General features: G+C 34.6%; 19 protein-coding genes and 1 rRNA gene. 12 read left to right on the forward strand and 8 right to left on the reverse strand.

Features of this window, described 5'->3' with window-relative positions; all coding sequences use genetic code 11:
• Positions 1-83 (forward strand): 5S ribosomal RNA (gene rrf / locus F0460_RS08790); the annotation flags it as partial.
• A 354-nt stretch (positions 84-437) separates the two neighbouring features.
• On the opposite strand, the gene mtaB is transcribed toward rrf, so the two are convergent.
• Complete coding sequence (gene mtaB / locus F0460_RS08795; protein ID WP_150012340.1) at positions 438-1766, reverse strand: tRNA (N(6)-L-threonylcarbamoyladenosine(37)-C(2))-methylthiotransferase MtaB; 1329 nt, start codon at positions 1764-1766, stop codon at positions 438-440.
• Positions 1767-1861: 95 nt separating this feature from the next.
• Between mtaB and F0460_RS08800 the strand changes: the two genes are divergently transcribed.
• Positions 1862-3457 carry an ABC transporter substrate-binding protein gene (locus tag F0460_RS08800; RefSeq protein WP_150012342.1) on the forward strand — a complete coding sequence of 532 codons (1596 nt, stop codon included), beginning with the start codon at positions 1862-1864 and terminating at the stop codon, positions 3455-3457.
• A 71-nt stretch (positions 3458-3528) separates the two neighbouring features.
• The gene (locus F0460_RS08805; RefSeq protein ID WP_150012344.1) at positions 3529-5391 is read left to right on the forward strand and encodes an ABC-F family ATP-binding cassette domain-containing protein; all 1863 of its coding nucleotides are present in this window, start codon (positions 3529-3531) and stop codon (positions 5389-5391) included.
• An 11-nt stretch (positions 5392-5402) separates the two neighbouring features.
• Here the strand turns inward: F0460_RS08805 and F0460_RS08810 are convergent, their stop codons facing one another.
• Positions 5403-6035: an NUDIX hydrolase gene (locus F0460_RS08810; RefSeq protein WP_150012346.1), complete on the reverse strand. Its 633-nt coding sequence runs from the start codon at positions 6033-6035 to the stop codon at positions 5403-5405.
• A gap of 7 nt (positions 6036-6042) precedes the next feature.
• On the opposite strand from F0460_RS08810, the gene pyrE reads away from it, so the two are divergent.
• From pyrE to lpdA, 3 genes are all read left to right on the forward strand, one after another.
• The gene (gene pyrE, locus F0460_RS08815) at positions 6043-6684 is read left to right on the forward strand and encodes an orotate phosphoribosyltransferase (protein WP_150012348.1); all 642 of its coding nucleotides are present in this window, start codon (positions 6043-6045) and stop codon (positions 6682-6684) included.
• Between the two features lie 13 nt (positions 6685-6697).
• The gene (locus F0460_RS08820; protein WP_150012350.1) at positions 6698-7090 is read left to right on the forward strand and encodes an SRPBCC family protein; all 393 of its coding nucleotides are present in this window, start codon (positions 6698-6700) and stop codon (positions 7088-7090) included.
• Between the two features lie 97 nt (positions 7091-7187).
• Positions 7188-8591, forward strand: a complete 1404-nt coding sequence (lpdA, locus tag F0460_RS08825; protein WP_150012352.1) for a dihydrolipoyl dehydrogenase — start codon at positions 7188-7190, stop codon at positions 8589-8591.
• 175 nt (positions 8592-8766) lie between these two features.
• Here the strand turns inward: lpdA and F0460_RS08830 are convergent, their stop codons facing one another.
• Positions 8767-10110 (reverse strand): DNA recombination protein RmuC, encoded by a 1344-nt coding sequence (locus tag F0460_RS08830; RefSeq protein WP_190304127.1) that lies wholly within the window; start codon positions 10108-10110, stop codon positions 8767-8769.
• 125 nt (positions 10111-10235) lie between these two features.
• Between F0460_RS08830 and F0460_RS08835 the strand changes: the two genes are divergently transcribed.
• From F0460_RS08835 to F0460_RS08845, 3 genes are all read left to right on the forward strand, one after another.
• A complete protein-coding gene (locus tag F0460_RS08835) occupies positions 10236-10742 on the forward strand; it encodes a hypothetical protein (RefSeq protein ID WP_150012356.1) in 507 nt (168 codons plus the stop codon).
• 129 nt (positions 10743-10871) lie between these two features.
• The gene (locus F0460_RS08840) at positions 10872-11258 is read left to right on the forward strand and encodes an START-like domain-containing protein (RefSeq protein WP_150012358.1); all 387 of its coding nucleotides are present in this window, start codon (positions 10872-10874) and stop codon (positions 11256-11258) included.
• A gap of 43 nt (positions 11259-11301) precedes the next feature.
• Positions 11302-12138 (forward strand): aminotransferase class IV, encoded by an 837-nt coding sequence (locus tag F0460_RS08845; RefSeq protein WP_150012360.1) that lies wholly within the window; start codon positions 11302-11304, stop codon positions 12136-12138.
• On the opposite strand, the gene F0460_RS08850 is transcribed toward F0460_RS08845, so the two are convergent.
• From F0460_RS08850 to F0460_RS08870, 5 genes are all read right to left on the reverse strand, one after another.
• Entirely contained in the window at positions 12128-12688 is a 561-nt protein-coding gene (locus F0460_RS08850) for a YqgE/AlgH family protein (RefSeq protein ID WP_150012362.1), read from the reverse strand. The two genes, F0460_RS08845 and F0460_RS08850, sit on opposite strands and share 11 nt — an antisense overlap.
• Before the next feature lie 81 nt (positions 12689-12769).
• The gene (locus tag F0460_RS08855; protein WP_262714208.1) at positions 12770-13099 is read right to left on the reverse strand and encodes an HU family DNA-binding protein; all 330 of its coding nucleotides are present in this window, start codon (positions 13097-13099) and stop codon (positions 12770-12772) included.
• A 93-nt stretch (positions 13100-13192) separates the two neighbouring features.
• The gene (gene fmt / locus F0460_RS08860) at positions 13193-14137 is read right to left on the reverse strand and encodes a methionyl-tRNA formyltransferase (protein WP_150012366.1); all 945 of its coding nucleotides are present in this window, start codon (positions 14135-14137) and stop codon (positions 13193-13195) included.
• Positions 14137-16035: a RecQ family ATP-dependent DNA helicase gene (locus F0460_RS08865; RefSeq protein WP_150012368.1), complete on the reverse strand. Its 1899-nt coding sequence runs from the start codon at positions 16033-16035 to the stop codon at positions 14137-14139. The genes fmt and F0460_RS08865 overlap by 1 nt, the downstream gene beginning before the upstream one ends.
• Before the next feature lie 34 nt (positions 16036-16069).
• The gene (locus F0460_RS08870) at positions 16070-16603 is read right to left on the reverse strand and encodes an AAA family ATPase (protein ID WP_150012370.1); all 534 of its coding nucleotides are present in this window, start codon (positions 16601-16603) and stop codon (positions 16070-16072) included.
• Positions 16604-16716: 113 nt separating this feature from the next.
• On the opposite strand from F0460_RS08870, the gene F0460_RS08875 reads away from it, so the two are divergent.
• The 3 genes from F0460_RS08875 to murA are packed head-to-tail and all read left to right on the forward strand — an operon-like array spanning position 16717 to position 19163.
• The gene (locus tag F0460_RS08875; protein WP_150012372.1) at positions 16717-17004 is read left to right on the forward strand and encodes a DUF493 family protein; all 288 of its coding nucleotides are present in this window, start codon (positions 16717-16719) and stop codon (positions 17002-17004) included.
• Positions 17005-17010: 6 nt separating this feature from the next.
• Positions 17011-17847 carry a DUF4290 domain-containing protein gene (locus F0460_RS08880; protein WP_150012374.1) on the forward strand — a complete coding sequence of 279 codons (837 nt, stop codon included), beginning with the start codon at positions 17011-17013 and terminating at the stop codon, positions 17845-17847.
• Entirely contained in the window at positions 17847-19163 is a 1317-nt protein-coding gene (gene murA / locus F0460_RS08885; protein WP_150012376.1) for a UDP-N-acetylglucosamine 1-carboxyvinyltransferase, read from the forward strand. The genes F0460_RS08880 and murA overlap by 1 nt, the downstream gene beginning before the upstream one ends.
• Positions 19164-19194 lie beyond the last annotated feature (31 nt).

The raw sequence follows: 19194 nt of genomic DNA on the forward strand, positions 1-19194 counted from the left end.
CTTCCCATTCCGAACAGAGAAGTTAAGCCCGATTGCGCAGATGGTACTGCATCTTAATGTGGGAGAGTATGTCGCCGCCTTTTTTTATAAACCCCGATCTGAAAAGATCGGGGTTTCTTGTTTAAAAGTCCTTTACAGACACGAGCGCAGCGAACTGACGAAATAAATGTAAGGGACTTTTTTGTTTTAAAGTGTTTTGTTTTATCACAGATTGTAGGGATTTAAACTAATTTAATTGACACTCAACACTCAAACATCCAGCATCGAGCACCAAATATCCAGCACCCAACACCCCGCAATAGGGATAGAGCGATTGTTGGAGCTCTTTGTTTTGAAAAAACAAAAGCGACTCGCGAAAGCCCGAACTGTAGCAACAGCGGAAGGGATTGCCCAAATTATGAATAAAAAAACTCCTACAAATGCAGGAGTTTAATGTTTTATACCAATTCTTCAACAAAGTCAAATCTAACTAATCCGTCTTCATCAATTTTTGTTAAGGTAATATCGTGAAGGGTGTTTACCAATTCAGGGTTCCAAGGAGTTTTTACTTTTACGTAATTTTCGGTAAATCCGTGAATGTATCCTTCTTTATTTTCGCTTTCAAACAAAACCGTATGGTTAGTGTTTAACTCTTTCTCATAAAATGCTCGACGTTTTTTTACCGACAATCCGCGTAACATTTTACTTCGTTTTGATCGAACATTTGCCGAAACAACTCCATCAAAATCTATAGCTTCGGTATTATCACGTTCAGAATAGGTGAAAACGTGTAAGTACGAAATATCTAAATCGCTTAAGAAGTTATAAGTTTCTAAAAACAATTCATCAGTTTCACCTGGAAAACCAACAATAACATCTACACCAATGCAGGCATTTGGCATTACTTCTCGAATTTTAGCAACGCGTTCTGCATACAATTCGCGCAAATAACGGCGTTTCATTTTCTTTAAAATAGTGTTCGATCCAGATTGTAAAGGAATGTGAAAATGCGGCACAAAGGTTTTACTTTTCGATACAAATTCAATGGTTTCATTCTTTAAAAGATTAGGTTCAATAGACGAAATTCGTAAACGCTCAATTCCTTCAACCGTATCTAAAGCCTGAACCAATTCAAAGAAGGTATGCTCGTGCTTTTTGTTTCCAAACTCGCCTTTACCATAATCGCCAACATTTACACCGGTAAGTACGATTTCTTTAATGCCTTTTAGAGAAATTTCCTGTGCATTTTTCATCACGTTTTCCATGGTATCAGAACGAGAAATTCCGCGAGCCAATGGAATGGTGCAATACGTACATTTGTAATCGCAACCGTCTTGAACCTTTAAAAACGCTCGAGTTCTGTCGCCAATAGAATAACTTCCTACATAAAAATCGGCTTCTTCAATCTCGCAAGAGTGAATTTCGCCCATATCGTTTTTAGAAAGATCGTTTATATAATCGGTAATTTTAAACTTTTCGGTAGCACCTAAAACCAAATCAACGCCATCAACAGCAGCCAATTCTTCGGGTTTTAACTGCGCATAACAACCCACGGCAGCAACAAAAGCCTTATCGTTATTCTTTAATGCCTTTTTTACAATCTGTTTAAACTGCTTATCGGCATTTTCGGTAACCGAACAAGTATTAATCACATAAATATCTGCAGTTTCCTCAAAATCAACACGATCAAATCCTTCATCGTTAAAACTGCGGGCAATAGTAGATGTTTCTGAAAAATTCAGTTTGCATCCCAAGGTATAAAACGCTACTTTTTTTCTGTTTTCCATGATCATAACTACAAGTAGTGTAAAAATTCATTTATCTTTACTAACTGCATAACTGCGGTTGGCAATTGGCAAATTTACGAACAAATTTTGGTTTGATGAAATATCAGCTTGGTTACCTACTTTTATTTACAAGTGTTTTATTTTTAGTTAGTTGTGGTAAAAAAGAGAGCATTTTTACTGATAACGACGTGTTTAGATATAATGAAAGTGCAAACATTCAAACATTAGATCCTGCTTTTGCACGAAACATGGCAATTATCTGGCCTTGTACGCAGTTGTTTAACGGTTTGGTTCAGTTAGATGATTCACTTCACGTTGCACCCGATATTGCAAAAAGTTGGAACATTTCTGCCGATGGATTGCAGTATGAATTTACACTTCGTAATGATGTTTATTTTCACAAGCATAAAAATTTTGGTAAAGACAGCACGCGATTGGTTACGGCGTACGATTTTGAATACAGCTTTAACCGAGTTTTGAGCGAAGAATTGGCATCGCCAGGAACGTGGGTTTTTCAGCATGTGAACAATTATAAAGCCGTGAACGATTCAGTTTTTAAGATTGATCTAAAAAATCCGTTTCCTGCTTTTTTAAGTCTGCTTTCAATGAAATATGCGTCGGTTGTTCCAAAGGAAATTACCGAAGATAAATCGATCGATTTTAGATCGAATCCTATAGGAACCGGGCCTTTTCAGTTTAAAATTTGGGAAGAAAATGTAAAATTGGTTTTAAGAAAAAATCCTAATTATCACGAGAAAGATTCATCGGGAAAAAGATTACCTTATTTAGAAAGCATCGCCATTACTTTTCTGCCCGATAAACAAAGTGGTTTTATGCAGTTTATTCAAGGGAAAATTGATATGATTTCTGGGTTGGATCCATCATATAAAGACGAATTGCTGCAGCCTAACGGAAAGCTTCAAGAGAAATATCAAGACAAAATAAAAATGCTTACCGGACCGTATTTGAATACCGAATATTTGGGTTTTAATATGAACGATCCTTTAATGGGTGATATTCGAATTCGTCAGGCTTTGAATCATGGTTTCGATCGAACAAAATTGGTTGCTTATCTGCGAAACGGAATGGGCGATGGAAAAGTAAACGGAATGATTCCTAACGGCTTGGCTGGATTTCAACCGGCGAAAGATCCTTTGTATAATCCAACCAAAGCGAAGGAACTGATTAATCAGGTCAAGAAAAACAGAAAATTGCCTATTGAAATTACTTTGAGTACCAACAATACGTATTTGGATATTGCCGAATATTTACATCGCGAGTGGGAAAGACTGGGAATTAAAGTCAAGATTGATGTAATGCCGCCAAGTACATTGCGCCAGGCAATTGCAACTAATAAATTGTCCTTTTTTCGAGGAAGTTGGATTGCCGATTATCCCGATGCAGAAAATTATCTGTCGCTATTTTACAGCAATAACTTTACGCCAAACGGACCAAATTATACGCATTTTAAAAACACTACCTACGATAATTTGTATCAACAGGCATTGAATACGGTTGATGATGAAAAACGTACCGAATTATACCAACAAATGGATGCCATAACGGCTCAGCAAGTACCCGTAATTATTCTATTTTACGATAAAGTGGCGAGATTTACGCAGAAAAATGTACACAATTTGCAGCCAAATGCCATGAACGGCTTGAATTTAAAGTATGTTCAAAAGCACTAATTAGATATTGGATATTAACTGAATGTGGGTTACGCCAAAAAAACGTACTTTTGTGCTTCAAGAAATCAATCATGAACTATCTTTCAGTAGAAAATATATCAAAATCTTTCGGGGCGCGTACGCTGTTTGAAGGCGTATCGTTCGGTATCAACAAAGACCAAAAAATTGCATTTGTAGCTAAAAACGGAACCGGTAAATCTACCATATTAAGTATTATTAATGGATTGGATTTTCCAGATACCGGTCAGGTGGTTATCCGTAAAGGAATCCGTATGGAATTTTTATCTCAAGAACCTCATTTGCAAGATGAATTAACGGTTGAAGAAAGCATTTTTGCATCAGATAACGAAATTCTTAAGGTTATTGAACGATACGAAAAAGCATTGGAGAACATGGACGATCAAGAAGCATATCAGCTTGCGTTCGATCAAATGGATCAATACAATGCTTGGGATTTTGAAACGCAGTACAAGCAGATTCTCTTCAAATTAAAGCTCGAAGATTTAAAAGCAAAGGTTAAAAATATGTCGGGTGGTCAGCGCAAACGTCTGGCGTTGGCAATTATCTTGATAAACAAACCTGATTTATTGATTTTAGATGAGCCTACCAACCACTTGGATCTGGAAATGATTGAATGGCTGGAAGATTACTTCGCTAAAGAAAACATAACCTTGTTCATGGTTACACACGACCGTTTTTTTCTGGAACGTGTTTGTAACGAAATTATTGAATTAGACAACGGAAAAATCTATCAATACAAAGGAAATTATTCGTACTATTTGCAAAAGAAAGAAGAACGTATTGCATCTGAAAATGCTTCTATAGATAAAGCAAAAAACCTTTTTGTAAAAGAATTAGACTGGATGCGCCGTCAGCCAAAAGCACGTACCACCAAGTCAAAATCTCGTCAAGACGATTTCTATGTAATTAAAGATAAAGCCAATTCGCGTCGTAAAGAGCATGTTTTAGAGTTGGAAATCAATATGGAACGCATGGGGTCAAAAATCATTGAACTGCACAACGTTTCACTGTCGTTCCCAAACAAAGTAATCATGAAAAACTTCGATTACCTGTTTAATCGTGGCGAACGCATCGGGATTATTGGTAAAAACGGAACAGGAAAATCTACCTTTTTAAATATTTTAACCCAAACGCTTCAGCCCGATTCTGGTAAAGTGGTGATTGGCGATACCATTAAAGTTGGTTACTACACGCAAAGCGGTATCAACCCGAAACCTGAACAAAAAGTTATCGATATTATTAAAGAATACGGCGAATATATTCCGCTTACAAAAGGGAGAACCATTTCGGCAGGTCAATTGTTAGAACGATTTTTGTTCGATCGAAAAAAGCAATACGATTTTGTTGAGAAATTAAGCGGAGGTGAGTTAAAACGACTGTACTTGTGTACGGTTTTAATTCAGAATCCTAATTTTTTGATTTTAGATGAGCCTACGAATGATCTGGATATTGTTACGTTGAACGTACTGGAAAACTTTTTGTTAGATTATCCTGGATGTTTATTGGTAGTTTCGCACGATCGTTATTTTATGGATAAAATTGTAGATCATTTATTTGTGTTTAGGGGCGAAGGAGAGATTGAAGATTTCCCGGGCAATTATTCCGATTTTAGAATTTACGAAGATTCTGCTGAACCTGTAAAAGACGATGCTCCGAAAGAAAAAGTAAATTGGAAAGACAATCAGCCTAAAAAAGGTGGCTTGAATTTCAACGAACAAAAAGAGTTTTCTAAAATTGAACGTGAAATAAAAGATTTGGAATATCAGAAAAAGCAAATCGAAGACGGTTTTTCAAACGGAACTGTTTCTGATGATGAGATGATTTCAAAAGGATTAGAACTACAAAAAATAATCGAAACTTTAGAACAAAAAGAAGAACGCTGGTTTGAACTTTCTTCAAAGTTAGAAGAATAAAAAAAGGAATCTTAAACGATTCCTTTTTCTTTTTCTAAAGCTGTTTTGCAGTAAATACTGTCATTAAACAACAACTTAATATTTTGGTACGAATTTTTAAGCAGTTCCGGAATATCCTTTTTATCAACCCAAACAACTTTTTCTATGCCTTCTTCAATCTGTCCGTGTAAATCGCCGGTGTAATTGGTATTCATTAAAAACCAATACGTGATTTTTAAACGGTATTCGCCGTTTCGCTTAAAAATATGAAAGGTTTTTTCCAGTCGTTTGTTAATTTTTAAATCTCTGCAGCCGGTTTCTTCTTCAACCTCACGGATAGATGTTTCTTCAATGGTTTCATTTTTTTCAATGCCGCCTTTTGGCAAATCCCATTTTCCGTTTCGGTAAATAAACAAAACCTGTCCTTTATCGTTTTCAACCAAACCGCCGCCGGCTTTATTTATGGTAATTTTCTCCTTAAATAATTTAAGCAGTAGCTCTTCATCGGGGTGATATAAATACGCATTTGTAAGCTGATCTGCGAAATATTGTGCAATTAGTTTCTGCATATCAACCGTATCCAACAAAAAATATTTAAAATCGCGTTCTTTTTCTAACGTACTTGTTAAAAAAAGTGGCTTATCATTAATAAAAACTTTATACATTTGTAGTATGATTTTTAACGACAATACAGCACAGAAAACGGCCGAATTGCTTTTACAAATAAACGCAATTAAATTAAATCCTAAAAATCCTTTTACATGGGCTTCAGGATGGAAATCGCCAATTTATTGCGACAATCGCATAACTCTTTCATTTCCAGAAATTAGAAGATTTTTAAAGAACGAATTTGCTGCAAACATTGTAGAGAAATTTGGCAAGCCAGATTATATTGCAGGCGTTGCAACAGGTGCCATTGGTATTGGTTTGTTAGTTGCCGAAGCGTTAGAACTGCCTTTTATTTACGTTCGCCCGGAAGCTAAAAAGCACGGTCGTCAAAACCAGATCGAAGGTCAGTTTGAAGCAGGTAAAAGTGTAGTTGTGGTAGAAGATTTAATCAGCACCGGAAAAAGTAGTTTGCAGGCAGTTGATGCTTTACGTGCTGCCGATGCCAATATTTTAGGAATGGCTGCTATTTTTACATATGGATTTGATGTTGCTGCAGAAAATTTTAAAAATGCAGACATACAATTGGTTACATTAAGTAATTATCCTACGTTGTTAAAAGCGGCGGTAGAAAAAAATTATATCTCGCAAGAAGAAGTTGCTACTTTGAGTGATTGGAGTAAAGATCCTTCTATTTGGGGAGTTTAAAAAGATATAAATTATGAATTTAGAAAGTCCGATAGTAACTGTTCAAAAATCATCAGCGTATTTGTTTGATGCTTTAGGTGATATTAAAAATTTCGAAAAGTTAATGCCCGAAAACATTGCAAAGTTTGAAGTGATCGATGAAAACTGCTTTGAATTTGCTTTAAAGGGAATGCCCGAAATTAAACTGGTTAAAAAAAGTGCTACACCAAATACAGAAGTTGTTTTAGGTGCGGCAAGTAGTAAACTGCCATTTACCTTAATTGCCAAGTTAGACGAAAAAGCTGTAGAGGAAACCAATGTTCAATTGTTTTTTGAAGGAGATTTTAATGCAATGATGGCTATGATGATTAAAGGACCTATTAGTAAGTTCATTGAAACTTTAGCTCAAAATATGGTAAAACTTTAATAAAGCAGTTTTGTTTACAACCTGTTTTTTTAAAACCATTTAAAATAATAAATCGTACTTTTGTACAACTTTAATTTTACACTAAAAAATATAAAATATGAATTCTTTTGACGTAGTTGTAATAGGTTCTGGTCCGGGCGGATATGTTTCGGCAATTCGTTGCGCACAATTGGGAATGAAAACTGCAATCATTGAAAAATACTCAACTTTAGGAGGTACTTGTTTAAATGTAGGATGTATTCCTTCTAAAGCTTTATTAGCATCATCGCACCATGTTGATGAAATTAAACATTTTGCAGATCACGGAATTGAATTACCGGGTGATGTTAAAATCGATCTTGAAAAAATGATTGCCCGCAAACAGGCAATTGTAGATCAAACGAGTGGTGGCGTTAAGTTTTTAATGGATAAAAACAAGATTACTGTTTTTGAAGGTGTCGGATCTTTTGAAAATGCAACTACAATTAATGTTACAAAAAACGATGGTTCTGTAGAGCAGATTTCTGCTAAAAATACTATCATCGCAACAGGATCTAAACCATCTTCTTTACCTTTTATATCTATCGATAAAGAGCGTGTTATTACTTCTACCGAAGCATTAAAGTTAAAAGAAGTTCCTAAACACTTAATCATTATTGGTGGTGGAGTTATCGGGTTAGAATTAGGTCAGGTTTATTTACGTTTAGGTGCACAGGTTTCTGTTGTAGAATACGCAGACCGCGTGTTGCCTACTATGGACGGAGCTGTTTCTAAAGAACTGACTAAAGTGTTGAAGAAAGCAGGAATGAAATTCTACACTTCACATAAAGTTCAAAAAGTAGAAAGAAACGGCGATGCTGTTTTGGTTGAAGCTTTAAACGCTAAAAACGAAGTGATTTCTTTAGACGGAGATTATGCGTTGGTATGTGTTGGTCGTCGTCCGTATACTGATGGATTGAATGCTGATAAAGCAGGAGTTAAAATCACAGATAGAGGCCAGGTTGAAGTAAACAATCATTTACAAACATCAGCTTCAAATATTTATGCAATTGGCGATGTTGTTCGTGGAGCAATGTTGGCACACAAGGCAGAAGAAGAAGGTGTTTTGGTTGCTGAACAATTGGCTGGTCAAAAACCGCATATCGATTATAATTTGATTCCTGGTGTTGTTTACACTTGGCCAGAAGTTGCTGCTGTTGGTAAAACAGAAGAGCAGTTAAAAGCCGAAAATAAAGAATACAAAGTAGGTCAGTTTCCTTTTAAAGCTTTAGGACGTGCACGTGCTTCTTCTGATTTAGATGGATTTGTTAAGATTTTAGCAGATAAAACTACCGACGAAATTTTAGGTTTCCACATTGTTGGTGCCCGTGCTGCAGATTTAATCGCAGAAGCAGTTGTAGCAATGGAATACCGTGCGTCGGCAGAAGATATTTCTCGTATGTCACATGCACACCCAACCTTTGCAGAAGCTATTAAAGAAGCTGCATTGGCTGCTACAGAAAACAGAGCGTTACATGTATAGTTTTATAAAATATCATTATAAAAAAATCGAACATTTATGTTCGATTTTTTTTATACTATAAATTCAGAATTTGATTATTCACTTTAATAAAATACGTTTGCTTGTCAAGCTGAACTTGTTTCAGCTTCTCATTAGTTTAGCACAAGAAAAAAAATTAGAAAGTATAATCTAATATTCAATATTCAGAATCATCTTCATCATTAAAATCCTTCAGAACATTTTTAGGCGAAATGCCGTATTTCAACAAATGATTTGTTTGCGACAAAATGTTTCCTCTACCATCTTTCAACTGATTTTGTGCTTTTAAGTACGAATCTTGTGCTTGTTGGATTTGCTTGCCAACCTGTTCAAAACTTTTGGTGAAAAGAACTGTTTTTTCATAGATTTTTTCAGCTTGTTTTACAATTTTCTGTGCCGATTTATCTTGCTTGTCTTTATTCCATAAATCTGAAATCAACTTTAAACACGCAATTAAATTTGTCGGACTAATTAATAATATTCGCTTTTTGTATGCATCGTTCCACAAATTAGTATCGCTTTGCAACGCTAATAAATAAGCAGGTTCAATAGGAATGAATAACATAGTAAAATCCAATCCGTCAATTAAATCGTTATAATTTTTCGCACTTAATTCATCAATATGTAAGCGTAAAGACTTTAAATGACTGTTAAGATAAATAGTTTGCTCTTCAGTGCTTTCGGTATTACAGTAAGCATCATAGGAATTCAGCGAAACCTTTGAATCTACAATGATAGAGCGGTTATTTGGTAAATCAATAATAATATCCGGACGTACATTTTTACCTTCGTTTGTAACCAAATTAGTCTGTGTACGGTATTCTCGATTCTTAACCAAGCCCGATTTTTGCAGTATATTTTCTAAAATCATTTCGCCCCAATCGCCTTGTTTTTTATGATTTGTTTTTAGTGCATTTGCCAAATTATTAGCTTCGGTACTAATTTTATTGGTTTGCAGCATCAATTCTTTAATGCGTTCGTCTAAAGAAAATCTAATTTTCGATTCTTTGTCATACGTTTCTTCAACCTGTTTTTTAAAACGCTCGATATTTTCACTCAACGGTTGTAAAATAGCATCAATATTCTGTTTGTTGGCTGCGGTAAATCGTTCCGATTTTTCTTCCAATAATCTTTGGGCGATATTTTCAAACTGTAAAGTTGTCTGCTTGTGCAAATGTTCGATCTCTGTTTTCTGAAACAATAACTTTTCTTTTAAAACACTGTTTTCTGCTACAATATTTTGCTTTTCAGCTGTCAGTACTTTTAAATCATTAGTTAACGTAAGTTGATCTTGTTTGAAATGACCGATTTCATTAGATAAAATTTCGTTCCGAATTTTTAAATCTTGATTTAGGCTTTTTTGATGGAGTAACTGATCATTTGTCTGATTTATAATGTTTTCAGAAGAAGTTAACGATCTTTTTAAATTAGCAGTTTTATAAAAAAAGTAGAAAGAAACTACACATAAAAAGACGATTGTGGATATTAAAAAGCCGGTCATATTATATTTTATTACAAAAATAAGTCTGAAAGGCGACATACTATGACGAATTTTTATTAATTTTAAAATATAAATTGCACGTTTGCCAATATGCTAGTTGGTTTAAACATTTAAAAAGAAATATTATGAGAAAGATTTTATTAATGGCATCTTTAATGATTGCCGGTGGTGCTTTTGCACAAGACTACAAAAATTCAATTGGTATTCGTTTAGGTTCGGGGTATTACGACGCTGTTGGAGCTTCATTTAAAACGTTTATTACACAGCCTGGAGCTTTAGAGTTTAATTTAGGTATCAGACCTTATTCGGATTCTTATTGGAATGGGAAACATAAATGGACAAATGTTTCACTTTCTGGTGCGTATCAGCATCATTTTCCTATCGGAGATATCGATGGATTTAAATGGTACGTTGGTGGTGGTTTGGTATTTGCCAACTCTTTTTCTGATCATAATGATTATTCAGGATTAAGTGTAGGGATTTTCCCAACGGGTGGTGTAGATTATAAATTAAAAAGTGCACCATTTGCATTTTCTGTAGATTTACGTCCAACTGCTCATATTACAGAAGGAATAAATCATCATCACGGTTTTTTCTTTAATGGTGGAGTAACAGCTCGTTACACATTTTAATTTTAGATCGAAATACAAAAGAACAAGCGTAATTATTTAAAATTACGCTTGTTTTATTTAAGCTGATTTATTTTTAACAAAAACATTTGGTAATAGCTTTATTTTTTATATATTTCGAAAAAATAAGCTATGAAAACAAAATTTGATATAGAGTATCCTATAACCGCATCGCCGCAGTTATTGTATCAGTATATTTCAACGCCTTCTGGACTTTCAGAATGGTTTGCAGACAACGTAAATTCGCGTGGAGAATTTTTTACTTTTATTTGGGGTGACAGCGAAGAAAAAGCAAAACTAGTTACCAAAAAAACCGATGAAAAAGTGAAATTTCGCTGGTTGGAAGAAGACGAAGCAGAAACAGACTACTTTTTTGAGTTACGAATTGTTTTAGACGAACTTACAAAAGACGTGACCTTAATGGTAACCGATTTTGCCGAAGACAACGAGATAAAAGATCAAACGCAATTGTGGGATAACCAAATTGCCGATTTGAAAAAAGTGTTAGGGTCTGCATAATTAAAGCCTTATATTTGCTCTGAAAATTTCAGAGCTTTTTTTTATGATTAATTTTAACGGGAATTTAGTAGCACAATCAAACGAAAATATTGAACAAAACAGAGGTTTTTTATATGCCGATGCCGTTTTTGAAACACTAAAGGTTTTAGACGGAAAAGTACTTTTTTTAGAAGATCATTATTTTAGACTAATGGCATCTATGCGTATTTTGCGTATGGAAATTCCGCTTGAATTTACGTTAGAATATCTTGAAAGCGAGATTTTAAAAACCATAAACGCATTAAACTTAAACAATGCACGCGTTCGATTGACTGTTTTTAGAAACGGAGAGGGCAGATACCAGCCCGAACAAAGAACCGTAAGTTTTGTAATTGTTGCAGAAAGTACGGGAGCTGTGTATATAAATACTGTAGGTAAATATGAAGTAGAACTTTTTAAAGATTTTCACGTATCAAAACATTTGTTAAGTACTTTAAAAACCACCAGTTGTTTAATTAATATTACTGCCAGCATTTTTGCACAGGAAAATGATTACGAAAACTGCTTGCTGATCAACGATGAAAAAAATGTAATAGAAGCCATTAACGGAAACATCTTTGTAATAAAAGACAATGTTATAAGTACACCACCAATCGCTGATGGATGTAAAAATGGAATTATCAGAAAGAAATTAATTGAAATTATAAATAAAACGGAAAATTTAACATTTGAAGAACGTTCAATTTCACCTTTTGAATTACAGAAAGCAGATGAAATTTTTATAACCAATATTGCTGTAGGAATTCAATCGGTTACGCAATATCGCAAGAAAATGTTTGCAAATACAATTGCAAATAGTTTACTGATGAAACTGAACGCTCAAATAAAATTTAATTCATAACGGGATCTTCAGGGGCATTCGCCCAAATAATAAACTCATCCCCAAGATCAATCATCAACTCTTTCCATAATTTGGAAGGAGTTTTTTCTAACAAATGATCAGTAAACTGGTTTTCAATACAAGTCCAGGCTTTTTCGCTGATTTCTTCTAGCAGCTGATTTTCTTCCCAACCGCTGTATCCCAAGAAAAAACGAATGTCTGTCTGTGCCACCTTATTGCTTTTTAAAAGATCGAATAAAGCTTCGTAATCGCCACCCCAGAAGATACCGTCTTTAATTTCGATACTGTTCGGGATAAGCGAAGGAATGGTGTGCAGAAAATACAGATTGTCTTGTTCCACGGGACCTCCGTTGAAAATTCTGAAATTGGTATGCGCTTCGGGAATAATGTCTTGTAACGACAAATTTAAAGGCTTGTTTAAAATAAAACCTACGCTTCCTTTCGCGTTGTGTTCAGCTAATAGTAAAACCGTTCTACTAAAAACTGCGTCTAATAAAATCGAAGAATCAGATATTAATAGCTTTCCTTTAGTGGGTGTTAGCTGTTTCATAAAAATTTTTATTTAAAAATAAATAAAAAAATAAAAAAAACCACGCTTTGCAGGTGGTTTTTCATTATTTGTAAAAGAAAATTATTTTTTCTTTTTAGCTGCAGCTTTAACTGGTGTATTAACAGCACCATCTAAATCAGCACCCGCTTTAAATTTAACTACTTTTTTAGCAGCAATTTTAATAGATTTTCCAGTTTGTGGATTTCTTCCTTCTCTTTCAGCTCTTTCAGAAACTGACCATGAACCAAAACCTACTAAAGAGATTTTTTCACCGTTAGTTAATGTTTGACCTACATTCTTTAAAAATGATTCTAATGCTGATTTAGCAGCAGCTTTAGTGATTCCTGCATCTTCCGCAATTGCGTCGATTAATTGTGTTTTGTTCATAATAATTTTTTTATTTGAGTTAATCTTAACATATACAAATTTAAAAGTTAAATTGATTTACACAACTTTTTTTTATAAAAAAGTGCGAAAAATAACAAAAAAACGCTACTAAAATGGTTAATTACAGCTTGCATTGTCAGAAAATTGCATTCCGTTAAGCAATTCTGCGGTCTTCATTTTCTTTTTTCCGGGGAACTGTAACGACAAAATTTCGATAAAACCATCGTTCGTTGCAATGCGAATGGTCTTTTTTGCAGCGATAAATTTGCCTGGTTTAAAATTGTGTTTTTCTATAGTATAAGTAACATCGTGAATTTTAATATTGTATTCGTTACCATTATCGGTTAAAATAGTGTAAGCCGACGGATACGGATTTAACCCACGAATTAAATTGTACACTTCTTTGCTTGATTTGTTGAAATCGATTTTACAGTTTTCGCGGTTTAATTTATAAGCCGTTTTTGTTTCTTCGGCAGGTTGAATGGTGGTTTTAACCTGATTACTTTCAATTAACTTTAATGTTTCAACAACCGTTTCGGCTCCTAAAAGCATCAGTCTATCATGTAATTCGCCTGCAGTTTCTTCTACCGATATATTGGTTTCACTCTTTAAAATAACAGCACCGGTATCAATTTTTTCATCAATAAAAAAGGTAGATACGCCTGTTTTTTCTTCTCCATTAATAATTGCCCAATTTATTGGTGCCGCACCGCGATAATCGGGTAATAAAGACGCATGTAGGTTAAACGTACCTAATTTTGGCATTTGCCATACTGCTTTTGGCAACATTCTAAATGCTACAACAATTTGCAAGTTGGCGTTTAATGCGGCTAATTCTGCCAGAAAATCTTCTGATTTTAAATTGGTCGGCTGTAAAACTTTCAAATTGTTTTCTTCTGCATAAACTTTAACGGCAGACTGGTTTAATTTTTGCCCGCGACCAGCCGGTTTATCCGGAGCTGTTATAACCGCAGCAATTTCATAGTTGTTTTTTAAAATAGTATCTAAAATTCCCACCGCAAAATCGGGTGTTCCCATAAAAACAATTCGTAATTTTTCCATTATAATTTTATGTATGTGGCATTTTTGTAAAGATATTCGCCTTCTTCGGTCAATTCTTTTAATGCTTGTGCTAAATAATTTGATTTGTGGATGAACATCGACTTTAAATCGGTCAATTCAAAAATATGATCTTTTGGATATTTTTTGAGTTCCGTTTTAATTTCGTCGATTAAAATGCTGCTGTTTTTTGATTTTTTATTTTGAATACAAGTAGAGCATTTACCGCAGTCTTCGTTGTAATCTTCGTCGAAATAATTTAAAAGAATTTTATTTTTACAAACGTTTGTATTCGTAACATATTGCAGCATCGCCTTAAATTGCTGATCTTTTATAGCATTAAACTGCGTAAGGTTTTTTGCAACGCGGTTAATGGTAATATCGTCTTCTCGTATTTCGGTTAAAATAACGTTGGTATCGTTTGGAGCCTGTACAAAAGTGCAAAATCCCTTTAAAACCCACGATTCTATGGTTTCGATAATTTTTTGATTGGGCATTTTTGTATGTTTCGATAAAACATCGATATCAATTGCCGTTTCGCCGTCTTGAATGCCGCGGTAATGATGCAAGATGCTTAAAAACAAAATTTCTTCTAACGAATGATTGCTGAAATAGGCAATGGCATCGTTTGAATTTATTAAGAAATGAATGTAGTTTTTGTACTTAAAGGCTTGTTCAAAACTTAAAACCGACTGTCGATCTAAAAATTCAAACGCATGAAAAGTTTTGCTTACCGGTAAATTGTATTTCTGACAAAAATCTTTAAAGTTAAAACGAATAGTTTCGTTAAAACCTTCGCCATAAGCAATTTGAAAATGATTTACGAAACGTTTGTACACCATTTTTACAAAGTCGATTTCCAAATTGTTCAGCTCGTGAAAACCTTTTGCCTGATTGATACTGTTCGAACTCAACAATAAGGTTGCAAACGCCTTTTCGCCATCGCGACCTGCACGACCTGCTTCCTGATAATAACTTTCCAAGTTATCGGGAATGTGTAAATGAATTACATTGCGAACATTTGGTTTGTCAATTCCCATTCCAAAAGCATTGGTGGCTACCATAACCAGAACGGTTTCGTTTAGCCAATCGTTTAGTTTTTGTTTTTTCGATTTAAAATCTAAACCACCGTGAAAAAAATCGGCAGAAATTCCGTACGATTTTAAATTCTGAGCAACTTCAATAGTAGCTTTTCTGCTTTTTACATAGATAATTGCCGGTGAAGGATTTTTTTTAAGGATTTGAAACAACAATTCCTCTGAATTTTCTTGCTGATAAACACCGTAATACAATTCGTTTCTTAAAAAAGTCTTTTTAAAAACTTTTGGATTTTTAAGTTGAAGAATGTTTATGATATCTTCTTGAACACGATTGTTTGCCGATGCTGTAAGTGCGATAAACGGAACGGTTGGAAGCCACTCTTTTAACTTGCCGATTTCTAAATAAGCCGGACGAAAATCATGTCCCCATTGCGATATGCAGTGCGCTTCGTCAATAGCAACTAAATTTATAGGTAACTGAATGATTCTGCTTAAAATCCATTCGTTTTTTAAACGTTCGGGTGCAATGTATAGAAATTTGTAGTTTCCGTATTGCGAATTATCCAACAAATTCGAAATATCTTCTGTTGATAAATTTCCCGATATGGATAAAGCCTTAATGTTTCGACTTTTTAACTGATTGATCTGATCTTCAATTAAAGCAATTAAAGGCGAAATTACCAGACAAATTCCATCGGTCATTAAAGCCGGTATCTGAAAGCAAATACTTTTTCCGCCGCCGGTTGGCAGCAAAGCAAGGGTATCGTTTCCCTGAAAAACCGATTCTATTATTTCTTCCTGCGGAATTCTAAAAGAATCATAACCCCAATGTTTTTTTAAAATATGTACAGCTTCAAACAAAATGCGGTGTTTTTTCTTTAAAAATAAAGAAAAATTATAAATTATTCAATATAAAAGTAATTCTTGTATCCAAATTAGCTTTTGGTACTTCGGTTAGCTGGTAACCGTAGCTTTCGTAAGTTTCTACCAAATGGTTATGGATCAGTTTTGCCTGTTCAAAATTCTCGTATCGTTCGTTATCGCTCACATAAATATCTTCCCAAGGCGGCAATATAAAAATTTTGGTGTAACGGTGGTTTTTGCAGGCGTCATCAAAAAATGCAGGATAGGCGTCGCCAATGTAATGCATGTACGCTAATACATCGGGAATACCACGGTCTATAAAAACACAAGTTGTATCTTCTTTTACTGCGTTGTTAAACTGATCTATACGTCCTTTTAAAAGTAATTCGCTAAACAAAAGCGGTTCTTTTAAAAACAATTGGTCAATGCCTGTTTTTTGGGCTTCTAAAGTAACCTGACGTGAAATTTCGGGATAACAAACGTATCCTTTTTCTGTAAGTGCGTTAATAATTGATGTTTTCCCTGAACCGGGACCGCCAATAAGTAAAATAGTTTTAGTATCCACCTTAAAAAATCAAAGGGCAAATTTACACAGAAAAATTAAATTGTATGTTCAATTAAAACGGATATTAGTATATTTACCTTAATCTAATGTATATTTGTAGATAATTTTATTTTATGGACAAGAAAACCGAAGAATTCTACGTACGCCTTAAAACCGAGTTAGATAATACAACCGAAAAGTGGCCTGCAGAATACCTATATAAATTTATTGTTCCTGCCAGCGAAGAGAAAATTGCTTTGATAGAAAAAGCTTTTAATGATATGGGAGCAGTGATTACAACAAACAAATCTAAAAACGGAAACTACTCAAGTGTGTCAATAAACGTGGTTATGCCAAGTGCCGATGCTATTATTGACAAATACAAAGAAGTTTCAACTATAGAAGGAATTATTTCCTTATAATTTTTTATGAAATTTAAGCCAACCGAAGCAATAAATCATTTAGAATACAATACCGATCGTAAAGATTTGGTATTGCCAGAATATGGTCGTCATTTACAAAAACTGATCGATCAGGTTATTTTAATTGAAGACAGTGTCGAACGCAACAAAGCGGCTCGTGCAGTAATTGATATCATGGGAACTATAAATCCGCATTTGCGCGATGTTTTAGATTTTCAGCATAAACTGTGGGATCAGCTTTTTAAAATGTCTCGTTTTCAGTTAGATGTTGATTCGCCTTACGAAAAACCAAGAGCAACCACCAATTTTAACGAACCAATTTTAATTGAATATCCACGAAACAATCACAGATATCGTTTTTACGGATCTAATATTGTTGATATGATCAACGAAGCAATTAGTTGGGAAGAAGGTGAACGCAAAGAAGCGCTGATCATGGTGATAGCCAACCACATGAAAAAAAGTTATGTGAATTGGAATAATGAATCTATTGACGATGCCGTTATTTTTCAGCATTTAAAAGATTTATCGAATGGAAAGATCGATCTAACAGCAAGTTTGGACGATAACAACAATACGGTTAATTTAATGAAACCGAATGTTCGCAGCAATCAGTTTCAAAATCGAAACGCATCAGCAACGAACACAAATAATAGAAATAATTCGTTTCAAAACCGAAGCAATTCAGGAAATAATAATCCAAATCAGCAGCGAAACAATCCAAACAATAAGCAGGCAAATACGCCGAATGCCAATAACAGGTTTGTAAAAAAAGCGAATCCAAATAATAACAACACCAATAGTAACAATTCATCTAAAAATACAAATAGAAATACAAATTAATGGGAACTTTTAAAATTGAAGGCGGACATACTTTAAACGGTGTTGTACAACCACAAGGAGCTAAAAATGAAGCACTACAGATTTTATGCGCAGTTTTATTAACCGATGAAAAAATTACAATTTCTAATATTCCCGATATTATAGATGTTAACAAACTTATTGTTTTGTTGCAGAATTTAGGGGTTGCTGTTGAAAAATTAAACCGAAATACTTATACTTTTCAGGCAGATAAGGTTGATTTAGGATATTTAGAATCTGATAAATTCCGTGAGGAAGGAAAATCGCTTCGCGGTTCTATTATGATTGTAGGCCCTTTATTAGCACGCTTTGGTAAAGGATTTATTCCAAAACCGGGTGGCGATAAAATTGGTCGTCGCAGATTAGATACCCATTTTGAAGGATTCATAAATTTAGGTGCTAAATTCAGATACAACCGTGAAGAATATTTTTACGGTGTAGAAGCTCCAAATGGTTTAACCGGCGCTTACATGTTGTTAGACGAAGCTTCGGTAACCGGAACAGCAAACATATTAATGGCAGCTGTTTTGGCGAAAGGAACTACCACAATTTACAACGCAGCTTGCGAACCTTACTTACAGCAACTTTGCAGAATGTTAAATTCTATGGGCGCTAAAATTACAGGTGTAGGTTCTAATTTGATTTCTATTGAAGGAGTTGAAAAATTAGGCGGATGTACACACCAGATTTTACCTGATATGATCGAAATTGGATCGTGGATAGGTTTGGCAGCAATGACACGTAGCGAGGTGACTATAAAAAACGTAAGCTGGGAAAATTTAGGTGTAATACCAACCGCTTTCAGAAAATTAGGAATCACTATTGAAAAAGTGAATGAAGACGATATCTTTATTCCTGCACATACCAACGGATACGAAATTAAAGGCGATATAGACGGATCTATTTTAACGATAGCCGATGCGCCTTGGCCAGGTTTAACACCCGATTTGTTGAGTATTTTTCTTGTAGTAGCAACGCAGGCAAGGGGAGAAGTGTTGATACATCAAAAAATGTTCGAATCGCGTTTGTTCTTTGTTGATAAATTAATTGATATGGGCGCAAAAATTATTCTGTGCGATCCGCACCGTGCCGTAATCATTGGTCATGATTTTAAATCGCAGTTAAAGGCAACCAAAATGTCATCGCCAGATATTCGTGCCGGAATTTCATTATTAATTGCCGCATTATCTGCAAAAGGAACAAGTGTTATTCAAAACATAGATCAAATAGATCGCGGTTACGAAAATATCGACGAGCGTTTATTGGCTTTAGGAGCAAAAATTGAACGTTTAGATTAAGATAAAAAGTACACAACATACAAAGAGAATC

The sequence above is a fragment of the Paenimyroides baculatum genome (assembly GCF_008629655.1).
Classification (GTDB): domain Bacteria; phylum Bacteroidota; class Bacteroidia; order Flavobacteriales; family Flavobacteriaceae; genus Flavobacterium; species Flavobacterium baculatum.